The 14114-nt window shown below is 74.1% G+C and carries 14 protein-coding genes; 5 read left to right on the top strand and 9 right to left on the bottom strand.

Annotated elements, in window-relative coordinates; translation table 11 throughout:
* Positions 1–10 precede the first annotated feature (10 nt).
* Together ACWD5O_RS16255 and ACWD5O_RS16250 are read right to left on the bottom strand one after the other, a co-directional pair.
* Positions 11–862 carry an aldo/keto reductase gene (locus ACWD5O_RS16255; RefSeq protein WP_450085787.1) on the bottom strand — a complete coding sequence of 284 codons (852 nt, stop codon included), beginning with the start codon at positions 860–862 and terminating at the stop codon, positions 11–13.
* A 133-nt stretch (positions 863–995) separates the two neighbouring features.
* A complete protein-coding gene (locus ACWD5O_RS16250; RefSeq protein ID WP_450085786.1) occupies positions 996–1964 on the bottom strand; it encodes a LysR family transcriptional regulator in 969 nt (322 codons plus the stop codon).
* A gap of 52 nt (positions 1965–2016) precedes the next feature.
* Here ACWD5O_RS16250 and ACWD5O_RS16245 point away from each other — a divergent pair, with 52 nt between their 5' ends.
* Both ACWD5O_RS16245 and ACWD5O_RS16240 read left to right on the top strand, forming a co-directional pair.
* The gene (locus ACWD5O_RS16245) at positions 2017–2940 is read left to right on the top strand and encodes a serine hydrolase (RefSeq protein ID WP_450085785.1); all 924 of its coding nucleotides are present in this window, start codon (positions 2017–2019) and stop codon (positions 2938–2940) included.
* 154 nt (positions 2941–3094) lie between these two features.
* Positions 3095–4072, top strand: coding sequence for an MBL fold metallo-hydrolase (locus ACWD5O_RS16240; protein WP_450085784.1), 978 nt, complete (start codon positions 3095–3097; stop codon positions 4070–4072).
* 43 nt (positions 4073–4115) lie between these two features.
* On the opposite strand, the gene ACWD5O_RS16235 is transcribed toward ACWD5O_RS16240, so the two are convergent.
* From ACWD5O_RS16235 to ACWD5O_RS16225, 3 genes are read right to left on the bottom strand one after another with little or no spacing between them, the layout of a single operon-like run.
* The gene (locus ACWD5O_RS16235; RefSeq protein WP_450085783.1) at positions 4116–4655 is read right to left on the bottom strand and encodes a DUF1697 domain-containing protein; all 540 of its coding nucleotides are present in this window, start codon (positions 4653–4655) and stop codon (positions 4116–4118) included.
* A gap of 30 nt (positions 4656–4685) precedes the next feature.
* Complete coding sequence (locus ACWD5O_RS16230) at positions 4686–5369, bottom strand: response regulator (protein WP_450085782.1); 684 nt, start codon at positions 5367–5369, stop codon at positions 4686–4688.
* Complete coding sequence (locus ACWD5O_RS16225) at positions 5366–6523, bottom strand: sensor histidine kinase (RefSeq protein WP_450085781.1); 1158 nt, start codon at positions 6521–6523, stop codon at positions 5366–5368. The genes ACWD5O_RS16230 and ACWD5O_RS16225 overlap by 4 nt, the downstream gene beginning before the upstream one ends.
* Before the next feature lie 169 nt (positions 6524–6692).
* Between ACWD5O_RS16225 and ACWD5O_RS16220 the strand changes: the two genes are divergently transcribed.
* The 3 genes from ACWD5O_RS16220 to ACWD5O_RS16210 are packed head-to-tail and all read left to right on the top strand — an operon-like array spanning position 6693 to position 10945.
* Positions 6693–7478, top strand: a complete 786-nt coding sequence (locus ACWD5O_RS16220; protein ID WP_450085780.1) for an ABC transporter ATP-binding protein — start codon at positions 6693–6695, stop codon at positions 7476–7478.
* Positions 7472–9904, top strand: coding sequence for an ABC transporter permease (locus ACWD5O_RS16215; RefSeq protein WP_450085779.1), 2433 nt, complete (start codon positions 7472–7474; stop codon positions 9902–9904). Before ACWD5O_RS16220 ends, ACWD5O_RS16215 begins: the two co-directional genes overlap by 7 nt.
* Before the next feature lie 54 nt (positions 9905–9958).
* On the top strand, positions 9959–10945 hold the full coding sequence (locus ACWD5O_RS16210) for a hypothetical protein (protein WP_450085778.1): 987 nt from the start codon (positions 9959–9961) through the stop codon (positions 10943–10945).
* Between the two features lie 2 nt (positions 10946–10947).
* On the opposite strand, the gene ACWD5O_RS16205 is transcribed toward ACWD5O_RS16210, so the two are convergent.
* The 4 genes from ACWD5O_RS16205 to ACWD5O_RS16190 are packed head-to-tail and all read right to left on the bottom strand — an operon-like array spanning position 10948 to position 13985.
* Positions 10948–11511 carry an SOUL family heme-binding protein gene (locus tag ACWD5O_RS16205; RefSeq protein WP_450085777.1) on the bottom strand — a complete coding sequence of 188 codons (564 nt, stop codon included), beginning with the start codon at positions 11509–11511 and terminating at the stop codon, positions 10948–10950.
* 31 nt (positions 11512–11542) lie between these two features.
* The gene (locus ACWD5O_RS16200) at positions 11543–12292 is read right to left on the bottom strand and encodes a YqeB family protein (RefSeq protein WP_450085776.1); all 750 of its coding nucleotides are present in this window, start codon (positions 12290–12292) and stop codon (positions 11543–11545) included.
* Positions 12293–12294: 2 nt separating this feature from the next.
* Positions 12295–13092: an ABC transporter permease gene (locus ACWD5O_RS16195; RefSeq protein WP_450085775.1), complete on the bottom strand. Its 798-nt coding sequence runs from the start codon at positions 13090–13092 to the stop codon at positions 12295–12297.
* Positions 13089–13985, bottom strand: a complete 897-nt coding sequence (locus ACWD5O_RS16190) for an ABC transporter ATP-binding protein (protein ID WP_450085774.1) — start codon at positions 13983–13985, stop codon at positions 13089–13091. Before ACWD5O_RS16190 ends, ACWD5O_RS16195 begins: the two co-directional genes overlap by 4 nt.
* Between the last annotated feature and the right edge of the window lie 129 nt (positions 13986–14114).

Genomic DNA, 14114 nt, shown 5'->3' with positions numbered 1-14114 from the left:
GGCCGTCGCGTTACGCCGGCAGGTACGCGAAGGTGTCCGGGTTCGGGCCCTGCCGGCCCGCCTCACCCTTGTCCAGACCGGTGATCCGCTCCATCGTCGCGTCGTCCAGCTCGAAGTCGAAGATCCGGGTGTTCTCCTCGATCCGCTTCGGCGTGGTCGACTTCGGGAAGATGATGTCGCCGCGCTGCACGTGCCAGCGCAGCACCACCTGCGCCGGGGTCCGGCCGAGCTGCTCGGCGATGTCGGCCACCGTCGGGTCGCCCAGCACCTTGCCCTGCGCGATCGGCGACCACGCCTCGGTGAGGATGTTGTGCTCGCGGCCGTAGGCGCGAACCTCCTCGTTGCCGAAGTACGGGTGCGCCTCGACCTGGTTCACCGAAGGCACCACGTCGGCCTCGGCGGCCAGCCGCTGCAGGTGCGACACCTGGAAGTTCGACACGCCGATCGACCGGGCCCGGCCGTCGCGCTGGAACTCCTCCAGCACCTTCCAGGTGGAGACGTAGTTGCCGTCGTACAGGGTCGGCAGCGGCCAGTGGATCAGGAACAGGTCGATGTAGTCCATCTTCAGCGCCGCCAGCGTCGAGTCGAAAGCCCTGCGGGCGTCGTCAGGGCGGTGGAAGGCGTTGTTCAGCTTGCTGGTGATGTAGACCGCGTTCCGGTCGAGGCCGGACTCGCGGACCGCCTGGCCCACCTCGGCCTCGTTGCCGTACATCTCCGCGGTGTCGATGTGCCGGTAGCCCACCTCCAGCGCCTTGGTCACCGCCGCGACGGTGTCCTTCGGCTCGATCTGGAACACCCCGAAGCCGAGCTGCGGGATGGTCGTGCCGTCGTTCAGGCTGATGTCGGGAATCGTGTTGGCCACTGCGGCTCCTTCGCGTCTTCGTTCAGGGCACCCGGGCGCGGAATCACGTCCACCCGTGCCACCTGTCATCCCTACCCGCGCGGGAGGCCGAATCACCGTTCGTCGCAGCGTGACGAGCGCAACGGTGGCTTTTTCACCCCGTGGTGTCGAACAGCACCGGCCAGGGTCGCGCCGCGGGTACCGACGGCGGGGTGCCCGGCGCGGGCAGCGCCGGCTCGGCGCCAGCCAGCACCTCGGCGGCGAGCTGCCCGAACATGGGTGCCGCCGGATGCGCCGACCGGTCCGGCCAGGCCGCCGAGGTGCGCTTCGCCAGCGGCGCGCCGGCGATCGGCCGCCAGGCGATCCGGGGCTCCCGGCGGGCCACCGTCGCCGGCTCGACGGCCACCGCGCCACCGGCCAGCACCAGGCCGAAGAGGAACTCCGGGTTGCGCGCCGGTCGGACCCGGGCCGGCCGGTAGCCGTGCAGGCGGCACACGTCCAGCAGGTGGTCGTGCCAGCCCGGCGCGGTGGCCCGGGGCGCGGCCACCAGGTCCAGGCCGGCCACCGCGGCGAGCGTCACCTCCCGGCCGCGGGCCAGCGGCGAGGTGCGCGGCAGCAGCACCCCCAGCGGTACGTCGACGGGGGCGCCGAAGCGCAGCCCGTCCGCCGCCACCGGGTGGTGCACCAGACCCACGTCCAGGGTCCGCTCGGTGAGCATCCGCACCTGTTCGCTGCTGGTCAGCTCGTGCAGCTCCACGTCCAGGCCGGGCGCCCGGGCGGTGAGCGCGTCCAGCAGCAGGCGCAGTGTCACCGCCGGCGTCTCGGGTGGCACCCCGGCCCGAAGGACGCCCAGCTCGCCCGCGCGGACCTGCCCCATCAGGTTGCGCAGCCGGCCCTCACCGGCGAGCAGTTCCTCCGCCTCGCCGAGCAGCAACTCACCGGCGGTGGTGAGGCGCACCTGGCGGCGGGACCGGTCGAACAGCTCGACGGTCAGCTCCCGCTCCAACCGCTGGATCGACTGGCTGAGCGGCGGCTGGGCCATCCCGAGCAGCTCCGCGGCCCGCCCGAAGTGCAGCTCGTGCGCGACCACCACGAAGTGCCGCAGGTGCCGGAGCAGATCCACCGCCCGGACCCTACGCCAGCGCCGGCCCGGCGCCGCTGGATACCGTGCCGGGGTGAACGTGGGGGAGCGCATCGAGGCCATCTTCGCCGAGGTCGGGGTGACGGCCAGCCTGCACGCCGTCGACCTGGACGCCGTCGACCTGACCGTCGAGCACCACGGCGGCCCGGCCGGCGGTGGTCGGGAGGTCGGGGTACGGGCCGACGAGCAGGTGGTGATCGCCTCGATCTTCAAGATCCTGCTGGTGTTGGAGTTCGCCCGGCAGGTGGATGCCGGTCAGCTGGACCCGACCGAGCGGGTCCTGGTCACCGCCGCCGACCGGCTCGGCGGGTGGGGGCTGGCCGGCTGCACCGACGACGCCGAGGTGTCGCTGCGCGACCTCGCGTACTTCGCCATGTCGGTCAGCGACAACACCGCTGCCGACCTGCTGCTGCGCCGGGTCGGCCCGGACCTGCTGCCGATGCTCGCCGCCGAGCTGGGGTTGACCCGTACCCGCGTCCTCGGCGGCCCGCGCGACCTGGTCGAGGGGATGCTCGCCGACGTGGGCGCGCGGAACGAAACGGAGTTCGCCCGGATCTTTCCCACCCTGCCGGCGGACCGGGTCTGGGCCATGCGGGTCTTCGACCCGACGCGCACCACCTCCAGCACGGCCCGGGAGATCACTCGACTGCTCACGCTGATCTGGCGGGACGAGGCCGGGCCGCCGGAGGCCTGCGCGATGGTCCGTACCTGGATGGCCCGGCAGATCTTCTGGACCCGGCTGGCCGCCGCTTTCCCGCCCGGCGTCCGGGTGTCCGGCAAGACCGGCACCCTGCCCGGCCTGCACCTGGAAGCCGGGGTCGCCGAGTACCCCGACGGCGGCCGGTACGCCATTGCCGTCTTCGCCCGTGCCGACCGGCTGACCCCTCGCCGGATCGACGTGGACCTGGCGATGGGGCATGCGGCCCGGACGGCCGTCGAGGCGCTGCGCGGCGACTGATTTTCAGCCGTCCGAGCATCGGCGCATCGTCGCTGAGCAGGCCCGATATGCGGCGGCGTATCGGAGCTGGCGGCCTTCGATCTTGGACCTGGGCGCGGTGGCGCTGATTGGCTCCTGTCGAACCAATCGCCCGACCACGGGGAGTAGATCCGTCATGCCCAGTCTCGACCGCCGCCGCTTCCTCCGCGACGCCGCCGCCACCACCGCCCTGGTCTCCGCCGGCGGCCTCGCCGCCACCTCCTCCGCCCCGGCCCAGGCCGCGCCGCCGACCGCCGCCCCCGCGCCGACCAGCCGCCGCCGCGGCGCGGTCAGCTTCCGCTGGTGGGGTACGGCCGGCTGGCGCATCGACATCGGCGACCGGACCGTGCTGGTCGACCCGTTCCTCAGCCGGATCGACACCGGGCTGTTCACCGGGCCGTTCAACCCGGCCAAGGCGTTGACCGTGCGCACCGACGTGATCGACCCGCGTGTCGACCGGGCCATGACGGTGCTGGTCACGCACACCCACTGGGACCACTTCATGGACGTTCCGTACATCGCCAAGCGCACCGGCGCGCGGGTGTTCGGCACGCTGACCGCGTACCACCTGGGCTTGGCCTACGGCCTGCCGTCGACGCAGCTCAGCGCGGTGAAGGGCGGCGAGGTGCTGGACTTCGGCGACCACAGCGTCGAGGTGGTCGGCTCCCTGCACAGCCGCAACGCGACGTACTCGGTGGCCTTTCCCGGGGTGCGGGTGAGTCAGCCGGCGCAGCCCGCGACCATCGCCGACCTGCCGGAGGGGGACACCCTGGGCTACCTGCTGCGGGTCGACGGCGGCCCGTCGGTCTACTTCACCGGGGCCAGCGACGTCGCCGAGCGCAACCTCACCGGCCTGGCGCCGGACGTGGCCATGGTGGCCATGCAGAGCGCCACCACCACCGGCGACTACCTGCCCCGGCTGCTGGCCGGGCTCGACTATCCGAAGGTCGTGGTGCCGGTGCACTGGGACAACTTCGAGACCGAGCTGCAGAACCCGCCGGTCGTCGCACCCGCCGACCGCCTTCGGCTGGACGACATGGTCGCGGCGGTGCGCCGGATCTCGCCGCGCAGCCGGGTGCTGGTGCCCGAGTACGAGACCGCGTACCACTTCTGACCAGCCCGGGCGGGGGTCGCGGTCTTGCGTGACCCCCGCCGGGTCAGCCGGCCGCCAGCTCGGCGAGGGCGCGCACCGACTTCCAGTTCCGGGTGGTGGCCACCACGCCCAGCTTCTTCTCCAGGTAGGCGTTGGTGAACTTCGACCGCCCGTAGCCACCGTCGGGGAAGTGCAGGTAGACCTCCCGGCCGGTCACCGTGAACGCCACGTTCTCGCCGCCGGGCACGGTCAGCGCGTCCACCGTGGACCGCTTCGCGGCGGTGGCGAGGAAGGCCACCAGCAGCCTCGTCGGGTCGTCCTCCCGCTCGGCGTACGGGTTGCCACCGGCCACCGCCGCCAGCTCCCGGGCGCTGCGTACCAGCACCGGCACGCTCAGACCCAACTCGTCGGCGAGCGCCCGCTCGATCCCGCCGGCCAGCTTCTCGGCGTCGCGTACGGTGCTGCCGAACACCACGTTGCCGCTCTGCAGGTACGTCCTGGCGTCGTCGTGCCCGAGGTCGGTGACGAGCCGGCGCAGGTCGGCCATCGCGAGCCGGGTGGAGCCGACGTTGACCCCGCGTAACAGGGCGACGTACCGGGTCATGGCTTCTCCTCGGGTGCGCGGTCGACCCGCTCAGCGTAGGTCGGTCGGCCTCGACCCGCCGGGACCTACCAGGCCCGTTTCGTAGGCGACGATGACCAGTTGCGCCCGGTCGCGCGCCGCCAGCTTCGTCAGCAACCGCCCGACGTGCGTCTTGACCGTCGCCGGGCTGAGACTGAGGTGCGCGGCCAACTCCGCGTTGGACAGACCGCGGGCGATCAGCGCGAGCACCTCCCGTTCCCGATCGGTCACCCCGTCAAGGTGTCGGGGCAGCGGACGGGCCGGCTCCGGCCGGCGGGCGAACTCGTCGATCAGCCGGCGGGTCACCGTCGGCGCGAGCAGCCCCTCGCCGGCGGCGACCACCCGGATCCCGGCCAGCAGGTCCGCTGGCGGGGTGTCCTTGAGCAGGAACCCGCTGGCTCCGGCGCGCAGCGCCCCGTAGACGTACTCGTCCAGGTCGAACGTCGTCAGGATGATGACCCGGGTGCCGGCTGTCGCCGGGTCGACGCAGATTCGCCGGGTCGCCTCGATGCCGTCCATCTCCGGCATCCGTACGTCCATCAGCACCACATCCGGCCGGTGTTGTGCGGTCAACGCGACGGCCTCCACGCCGGTGCCCGCCTCGCCGACAGTGGTGAAGTCCGGAGTCAGATCGACCAGCAGTCGGAAGCTGCCGCGCAGCAGCGCCTGGTCGTCGGCGATCAGCACCCGGATCACGCGGCCATCCGGTAGGGCAGGTTGGCCGTCACCGCGAAGCCGCCGTCGGAGCGTGGTCCGGCGTGGAACTCCCCACCGTGCAACGCCACCCGTTCCCGCATGCCGATCAGCCCGTGCCCCTCCCCGGCGTTCGACACGGGGCGCCGGCCGTCGTCGGTCACCTCCACCCGCACCTCCCTGGGCGTGACGGTCACTGTTGCCCGGCAGGTGGCCGGCGCCGCGTGCTTCACCACGTTGGTCACCGCCTCCTGCACGATGCGATACACCGCGAGGCCCACCGACTCGGGCACCACGCCTTCCGGTTCCTCCCGCCGTACGTCGAGCTGAACGTCGACGCCGCCGATCGCCGCCTGCCGGGCGAGGACGGGCAACTCGTCCACCCCGGGCGTCGGGGCGTACAGGGTGCCCTCGCGCAGCACGCCGAGCACCCGGCGGACGTCGGTGAGCGCGTTCCGGCCGGTCTCCTCGATCACCCGCAGCGCGGCCCCGGCCTCACGCGGGTCCGCCTCGGCGACGTGGTTGGCGACGGCCGCCTTCACCACGATGAGACTCAACGTGTGCGCCACCACGTCGTGCAGCTCCCGGGCCACCCGCAGCCGCTCCTCGGTGGCGGCCTGGCGGATCAGGTGCTCGCCCTGGCGGGCGGCCAGGGCGCGGCGCTCCCGGATCAGCCAGCCGATCAGCCAGGCTGGCGCGATCATGACGGCGGCGTAGACGACCGCACCGGTCCGCGACCAGAGGTCACCTGCGGTCAGCACCAGGGCGACGCTCACCAGAGCGAGACAACCGGCGGCGCAGAGGATCGACCGGCGCGTGGCCGTCGACATGGCCACCGTGTAGAAGGACAGGCCGATGGCGAACGCCGGTGCGGCGGCGGCGAAGTTGGGGATCACCCCGGTGATCAGGGCCACGGTGGTGCTGCCGCTGATCACGACGGCGACTGTGATCGGCCACCGTCGCCGGACGGCCAACGGCAGCCCGAGAGCCATCCCGACGAGCACGGATACCCAGAGCGGCTCGCGTACGCCACCGTGCAGCGGCGACTCCAGCGCCGCGTACGGGCAGAGCAGCCCGCCGACCGCCACGGCCAACAGGGCATCCACGGTGTACAGATCAACCGGCCGCAGCCGCCGGGACAGCAGGAGAGCGGTCACCCGGTAGACGGTATCGGCCCACCACGGCGACCGCGTCCACCTGCGGGCCGTCATCCTCGGGAACGACGTCGGGTCGTCCACCGAGCCGTGGGTCCACCCGGAGGAGGGCCGGAAAGTGTCCGCGCTGGCACGACGCGCGGCACCTGCCGCAGCGGACACCGTGGCGGTCATGACCACACACACGGTGACCCTGACGGGGCTGCGCGCGGTGTACGGCACCGGGACCCGGCGGGTGACGGCGCTCGACGGCGTGACCACCAGCTTCGCGAGCGGCACGTTCACGGCGGTGATGGGCCCCTCAGGCTCAGGAAAGTCCACCCTGCTGCACTGCGCGGCGGGGCTGGACCGCCCGACCGAGGGGCTCGTCACGATCGACGGCACGCCCCTGAACGACCTCGGCGAGGACGCGCTGACCCGGCTGCGGCGCGACCGGATCGGTTTCGTGTTCCAGGCGTTCAACCTGGTGTCCACGCTGACCGCCGCGCAGAACGTCGAGCTGCCGATGCGCCTGGCCGGCCGCCGTCCACCGGCCCGGGACATCGCCGCCGCGCTCGACGCCGGGGGACTGGCCGACCGGGCCGGGCACCGGCCGAGTGAACTGTCCGGCGGTGAACAGCAGCGCGTCGCCGTGGCCCGCGCGTTGATCACCCGACCGGCGGTGGTCTTCGCCGACGAACCGACCGGGGCCCTGGACAGCGCGGCGTCCCGGCAGGTGCTCCAGCTGCTGCGCGCGCTCGTCGACGACCACGGGCAGACCGTCGTGATGGTGACCCACGACCCCGCCGCCGCCGCGTACGCCGATCGGGTTCTTCTGCTCGCCGACGGCCGCGTCGTCGACGAGCTGACCGGTGAGATCACCGCCGCCGCCGTCGCCGCGCGAATCGCCGAGCGGGAGACAGATCCGGTCGGTCCCTCCCGCCACGCGATGGAGACGGTCGCGGAGCCGTCATGCTGAACATCCGGCGGTCGGCCAGCGCGTTCGTGGCCGTCGCCATCGGGGTCGCGCTGGTCGCGGCGGCCACCCTGCTGCTCGCCTCCGGGCGCCCGCAGGTGCCGGACCGGCTGACGCAGGCGGCGGTGGTGGTGCAGAGCCCTGAGGCGGGTGCGCCGGCTGACTCGTTCGTGCCGAGCCGGCCCTGGTCGGCCAGCGTGGCGGCGGAACTCACCAGCAGGCTGGCCGGTCTGCCGGGCGTCGCGGCGGCGATGCCGGACCGGACCTTCTACGCCCAGCCGCTCGTCAACGGCCGCCCCGCGACCACCGATGCCCAGCGGGAGGACGCCCACCAGGGGCACGGCTGGTCCAGCACCCGGCTGGGCGGACTGCGCCGCACGGCCGGTGAGCCGCCCCGGAAGCCCGGCGAGGTGGTCGTCGACCGTGCGCTCGGGCTGCGTACCGGCGCGCCGGTCACCCTTCTCACGGCGGCGGGCCCGGAGCCGTACACCGTCAGTGGTCTGGTCGACGCGCCCGGCGTCTACGTCGCGGACGAGGTCGCCGCCGCGCTCGCGCCCGGCGTCCGGGCCATCGGGCTGGTGCTCGCGCCGGGCGCCGACCCGGAGCGGCTCGCCGTGGCGGCTCGCGGTGTCGTCGGCGGCGACGGACGGGTGCTGACCGGCGACGCGCGTGGCGCGCTGGAGCCTCGCAATGACGCCCGTACCCGCTGGATCGGCATGCAGGTGCTCACCGCCACGGCAGCCCTCGCCGGCTTCGTCACAGTGTTCGTAGTGGCCTCCACCTTCGCGTTCACCATCGCGCAGCGCCGCCGCGAGCTGGGCCTGCTGCGCGCCGTCGGCGCCACCCCACGCCAGGTCCGCCGCATGGTGTACGCCGAGGCGCTCGCCGTCGGCGCCGGCGCCGGGCTCGTCGGCCTACTGGTCGGCGCGGCGCTCGCTCCGGCGTTGGGTGGACTGCTGGTCGACGTCGGCTTCGAGCCGGCGACCTTCCAGGTCCGCTACGAACACTGGCCGGTCGCGGTCTCGCTCGCCGCCGGGCCGGTGATCGCGCTGCTGGCCGTCTGGTCGGCGTCGCGCCGAGCGGCGAGGGTGCGCCCCTTGGAGGCGTTGCGCGAGGCGGCGGTGGAACAGCGGCCGATCGGGCGGCTGCGCACCGCCACCGGCGCGCTGCTCGTCGCGGCGGGCGCCGCGCTCAGCCTCGGGACGGCGACCGCCGACGAAGCCCGGGACGCGGCGACGTACGCCCTCTACGCGGTGATGGCCCTGGTGGCCGGCGCCACCGTGCTCGCCCCGGCGGTGGTCGGGCCGGTGGTGCGGCTGCTGCGGTCTCCGGTGCGACGGCCGGGCGGCGCGATCGGGATGCTGGTCCGGGGCGGCGCGTTGACCGCGACCCGGCGGACCGCGTCCACAGCCGCGCCAGTGCTGCTCACGGTCGCGTTCGCGGTGCTGGTGTCCGGGATGGTGCGGACCACCACCGCCGCGTATGCGGCAGGTCGGACGGACAACGTGAACGCCGGCTGGGTCGTCGTGCCCGACCGGGCTCCCGGGCTGTCGGACCGGGCCGTCGCCGCGACCGGCGGCACCGCCCTCCTGCCGACCACCGTCTTCCGCACCGACCCCGGAACATCGCCGGAGAACCGGCCACTGACCGCGCTCGGCGTGGACCCGGTGGGCTTCGCCGCCGCGAACCGGGCACTCACCGTCGTCGCCGGCTCGCTCGACGACCTGCGCGGTGACGACACGGTGGTGGTCACCGCCTCGGCGAATCTGCTGCCGTCCGAGCCGTACGCCCTGGTCTTCGCCGACGGGGCGTTGCTGTCGCTGCGCATCGTCGCCGTGGTCAGCGACGACTCACTCCCCGGCGACCTGCTTGTGCCCCGGGCCGTGGTGCGAGCCCACGACCCGTCGGCGCTGACCTCCACGGTGTACGTCCGGGACCGGATAGATCCTCCCGCCGGCGCTCGGGTCATCGACGTCGCCACCTGGGCGGCCGAGGCAGACGCCGCCGAGGACCGCCTCGTCTGGCTGTTCACGCTGCTGCTGATCGGGGTGTCCGCCGGCTACGGGGCCATCGCGGTGGCAAACACGCTGCTGCTGGCCCCCGCCGGCCGGGCCGCCGACCTGCGGCTGATCCGGCTGGCCGGGGCGACCCGACGGCAGGTCCTCTGGTTGGTCACGGCCGAGTCCGCCCTGGTGGTGCTGATCGGCGCGGCGCTCGGCGGGAGCGTGGCGTTCGCCGGTCTGCTGAGCATCCGCGCCGGCCTCGCCGAGCAGGTCGGCGCGCCGGTGGACCTCGTCGTGCCGTGGTCGGTGGTCGGCGGCGTCGTGGGCCTCTGCCTACTGCTCGCGGTGATGGCGAGTGTGTTGCCGACGTGGCGGCTACTGCGCCACCGTCCCGCCCGGTCGCCGGTGGGCACCCTCGCCGGATGACCCGTCCCGTCCCGAGGGCCGCCGCGGTGGGCGCCGGGCCGCTACCGTTCACCGATGCGATCTGCGCGCCCGGTCGGGCTGCTCCTCTCCGCCGCCGCCGTGCTGCTCTGGGCGATCGGCATGACGGTGCTGCAACCGCTCACCGAACCGATCGGCCCCTGGTCGGAGCGGCTGCCGGGCAACAACGCCTACTGGGCGCGGGACGTGCGGTTCACGGCGATCGTCGCGGTCGTCCTCGGGCTGGTGCTGGCCGGCCGCGGGCGCCTGCGGTGGGCCGGGCCTGCGGTGCTGCTCGGTGGCCTCTGGGTCGCCGCCGACGTGACGATCGACCGGGCCGACCCGACCGGTACGGGGCCGACGGTGCTGCTCGCCGCCGGCGGCAGCGCGGTGCTCGGCGCGGCGGCGGCGGTCCTGCGGTGGCGGGAGCGCAGCGCACCCGGCGCGGGTACGGACCGGTGGGCGCTGACCGGCGCGGCCTGCGTGGCCGGGGTGCTGACGATGGTGGCCACCGGCATCGAGTCACCGACCGACCGGGAGCCCGAGCTGAACCCGGCGGCCTTCGCCACCGGCGTGCTGCTGGTCACCCTGACCATCGGCGCCGCACTGGCGGCGGCCCCGGCCCGGACCCGGGCCCGCTGCGTGCTGGCGGCCGGGCTCGGCGTGGCGGCCGTGGCCGGCGTCGGACTGATCCGGACGATCCCGCCCGGCCCGCGGGCCCTGCCGGAGCTGGCCCTCGGGGCGGTGCTGCTCACCGGGGTCACCCTGCTGGCGTGGGACTGGCCGGGTGGGCGGCCAGCGTGGCGGCGTCACGCGGTGGCCGCCGCCCTCGCCGCGCTCGTGGGCCCGACGGTGTTGCTGCTGGTCGTGGCCATCGTCATGATCGTGCTGCTGCCGATCGGCGCGATGTTCACGGCGCTGGCCGGCAACAGCCCGATCAACGCGGCCGACTCCGACGTGCTGTACTCGCTGATCGGGCTGCTCGCCGGGCTCGGGATGGGGCTGCTGCTGGCCTGGCCGCCCGCACTCGGCTACCGCCGCTGAACTCACTCCACGACCGGCAGCACGACCTCGTTGCGGCGCAGGAACCAGGGCTTCCACGGCGGGTCGAACCGGGCGTACCGGATGGCGCCGGTCGGTTGCAGCCCGGCCGCGGTGACCGACCGGCCGAGCATGGTGGCCCGCTGGCCGAACGCCTTCTCCGTCCACCGCCCGGAGAAGCGCATCGCCGCCGCGAGCTGCGCCGGGACCGCCCGGATCCGCACCCGGGGGTCCACCGGCTCGGGCAGGGTGGCGGCGGTGAAGCCGGCCGGCATGACGAACTGGACCAGATACGTGTCCGGCTGCTCGCCCTCCTCCTGGACCACCGGCGTGGTCATCGCGATCTTCTCCGTGCCGGTGGCCTCCTGCATGACCGGCGTGGTCATCCCGATCGGGTGCCGGGCCCGATTGGCACCCCCGATGTAGGCGGCCAGCGGCCGGAACGCCTCCATCGGGGCCCGGGTGAACGACGCCTGGATCTGCATCTCGGCCACCAGGTGGGCCGGGTACCGGCGCAGCTCGAAGCCGGGGTGTCGGGACACCACCCGGTACGGCTGCTGCTCGGTCATCACGCGCTCCCAGGATCTCCTGGGACAGACGCTACCGCCCGTCCGACCCCTGCTCGGCCGAAGTCGGCTCCTCCGCCCCGGGGGTGACCGCCCGCCCGGTCAGCCGCCAGTACTGCCGCTTGCGCTCGTCGCGCAGCACCACTCCGATCCGGCCCAGCTCCCGGCGCAGTTCCCGGGCGTCGTCGCGCCGATCCCGCTGGATCGCCCGTTCGCGGGCCCGCAGCAGGGCGTCCGCGCCGGCGGGCAGCCCGGGCAGGTCGGGCACCCAGAGCCGGTACGCCGACCGCTGCGGATCGCCGTCCGCCCACCCCCAGCCGTGCGTGCGGAACGCCGCGGCCAGGCGGGGGCCCGGCAGGTCGGTCGACTCCCGGACCAGCTCCGCGCGGTCCGCGTCGAGCAGCACCAAATCTCCGCTGTCGACGAAGACCACCCGGGTCTCGGCCCGCGTGACGTGCCGGTCCTCGCCGGCGCGGCGTAGCCGGACCCGCGCCGCGTCGACGGTGACGACCAGCCGTTCGGCGGTGCCCACCCCGGCGATGACCAGACCGGCCAGCGCGCCCACCGCTGCCGTGCCGACGATCGCCTGCTGCTCGGGCAGCCGGTCCAGCAGGTTGAACAGCCACTGCACGGGTGCCCAGGGCAGCCCGGCGACCCAGCCCGCCGCCAGCGCGAGCAGGCCGCCGGCGCCCGCGCCGAGCAGCGGGAAGCCGCCCCACAGCACGACCAGCTCGACCGGCCCGCCGGTGACGACGGTGCGCGGGCCGTAATCCTCACCGGCCATGCTCAGGACACCTCGCGGCGCAGCGTCCGGAACAGGCCGGCGGCCAGCGGGACGACCATCCAGACCAGCAGGGACACCGCTATCCGGCCCCACTGTTCGCCGGTGATGGCGTCGCTGCTGAACAGCGGTTCCATGGTCCGGCTGGTGTCCAGCCAGCCGGCCGGGCCGCGCAGGGGTCGCACCAGCTCGCCAAGCACACCCCAGAGGGTGGGCAGCAGCAGGTAACCGACGATGGCCAGCGGCGGGTTGAGCAGCAGCAGACCGAAGGCGGCACCCATCAGCACGCCGGTGACCTGGAAGATCGCCGCGTTCAGGAGCAGCGACGCGTCGATCTGCCAGGTGCCGGCGCCGCCGGTGGCGGACGCCACCAGCGTTCCGGCGGCGGCGACGGCCAGGCTGGCCAGCACCGAGGCGAGCGCGGCCAGCGCCACCGCGATCAGCTTCGCGGCCACGACCCGCTCCCGGCGGGGCACCAGGGCGTACGTGGTGAGTGCCGTCCGCTGGGACCACTCGCTGGTGATCGACAGGATGCCGAGCACCGGCAGGAGCACCCCGATCGGCAGCAGCGAGGGCGTGAAGAAGTTGACGAAGGTCTGCTCGGCGTCCTTGGCGTAGATCAGTTGGAGGGTGGCGATCGCGGCGGCGACCAGCCCGATGGTGATCAGCAGCCAGCGGCCGGCCCGGGTGTCGACGAGCTTGCGCAGCTCCACGGCGGTGAGCCGGAGCATCGACGGGCGGTGCGCCGGAGCGTGCTGCCGGGGCGTGACGGTGTTGGCGGCGGGCGCGGTGGTGGTGCTCATCGGACGGCCTCCTTGGTGGATTCGCCGGCGGTCAGGGTGAGGAAGAGCTGTTCCAGGCCACCGCCGCCGGCGGGGCGCAGCTCGGCGAGCGCGACGCCGGCGTCCGCGGCGGCCTGGCCGACCGCCTCGGCGTCGGCCTGCACCAGCAGCCCGTCGGCGCCGTCGGCGGCGGTCAGGCCGGCCGCGTCCAGCGCCCGGCGCAGCGCCGCGCCGTCGCGGGCCCGGACCAGCGTGCCGCCGCCGGTGAGCAGCTCGTCCTTGGTGCCCTGGGCCACGATCCGGCCGCCCCCGATAACCACCAGCCGGTCCGCGACCGCCTCCACCTCGCGCAGCAGGTGGGAGGAGAGCAGCACGGTGCCGCCCCGGTCGGCGAAGTCGCGCAGCAGGCCGCGCATCCAGAAGATCCCCTCCGGGTCCAGGCCGTTCGCCGGCTCGTCGAGGATCAACACCCGAGGGTCGCCGAGCAGCGCCTGTGCCAGGCCGAGCCGCTGGCGCATGCCCAACGAGTACGCCCGTACCCGACGCTTGGCGGCCACCGCGTTCAACCCGACCAGGTCGAGCTTCGCGGCGACCTCCCGCCGGTCCAACCCCATGGTGTACGCGGACAGCGTCAGCGCCTCGCGGCCGGTCCGCCCGGCGTGCTGGGCGGAGGCGTCCAGCAGCACCCCGACCTCCCGCCCCGGGTTGGGCAGCTCCCGGTAGGGGCGCCCGGAGACGGTGGCGCGGCCGGCGGTCGGTGCGGTGAGCCCGCAGATCATCCGCATGGTGGTGGACTTGCCGGCGCCGTTCGGGCCGAGGAAGCCGGTGACCGTGCCCGGCTCGCACTGGAACGACACGTCGTCCACCGCCGGGTGCGGCCCGTATCGCTTGGTGAGGTTCTCCACAGTGATCATGTCGTCGAGACTGCCCGCGCCGCCCGGCCATCCGCTGCGGCCACCGGTCGGCGCCGCACCGACCTTGGTCGACTCGAGGGTCTCGACTTTGGTAGCTGGTCGCGGCGGCGATCGGCTGCCTAGCATGGC

Source organism: Micromonospora sp. NPDC005161 (assembly GCF_053599855.1).
This window is presented reverse-complemented; position numbering and strand designations above follow the sequence as displayed.

Bases quoted from the DNA above. Each gene is read 5' to 3' on its own strand.
- ACWD5O_RS16240 (WP_450085784.1), top strand. From the start codon at position 3,095: ATGCCCAGTCTCGACCGCCGCCGCTTCCTCCGCGACGCCGCCGCCACC.
- ACWD5O_RS16235 (WP_450085783.1), bottom strand. From the start codon at position 4,655: ATGACCCGGTACGTCGCCCTGTTACGCGGGGTCAACGTCGGCTCCACC.
- ACWD5O_RS16220 (WP_450085780.1), top strand. From the start codon at position 6,693: ATGACCACACACACGGTGACCCTGACGGGGCTGCGCGCGGTGTACGGC.
- ACWD5O_RS16215 (WP_450085779.1), top strand. From the start codon at position 7,472: ATGCTGAACATCCGGCGGTCGGCCAGCGCGTTCGTGGCCGTCGCCATC.
- ACWD5O_RS16210 (WP_450085778.1), top strand. From the start codon at position 9,959: ATGCGATCTGCGCGCCCGGTCGGGCTGCTCCTCTCCGCCGCCGCCGTG.
- ACWD5O_RS16205 (WP_450085777.1), bottom strand. From the start codon at position 11,511: ATGACCGAGCAGCAGCCGTACCGGGTGGTGTCCCGACACCCCGGCTTC.
- ACWD5O_RS16200 (WP_450085776.1), bottom strand. From the start codon at position 12,292: ATGGCCGGTGAGGATTACGGCCCGCGCACCGTCGTCACCGGCGGGCCG.
- ACWD5O_RS16195 (WP_450085775.1), bottom strand. From the start codon at position 13,092: ATGAGCACCACCACCGCGCCCGCCGCCAACACCGTCACGCCCCGGCAG.
- ACWD5O_RS16190 (WP_450085774.1), bottom strand. From the start codon at position 13,985: ATGATCACTGTGGAGAACCTCACCAAGCGATACGGGCCGCACCCGGCG.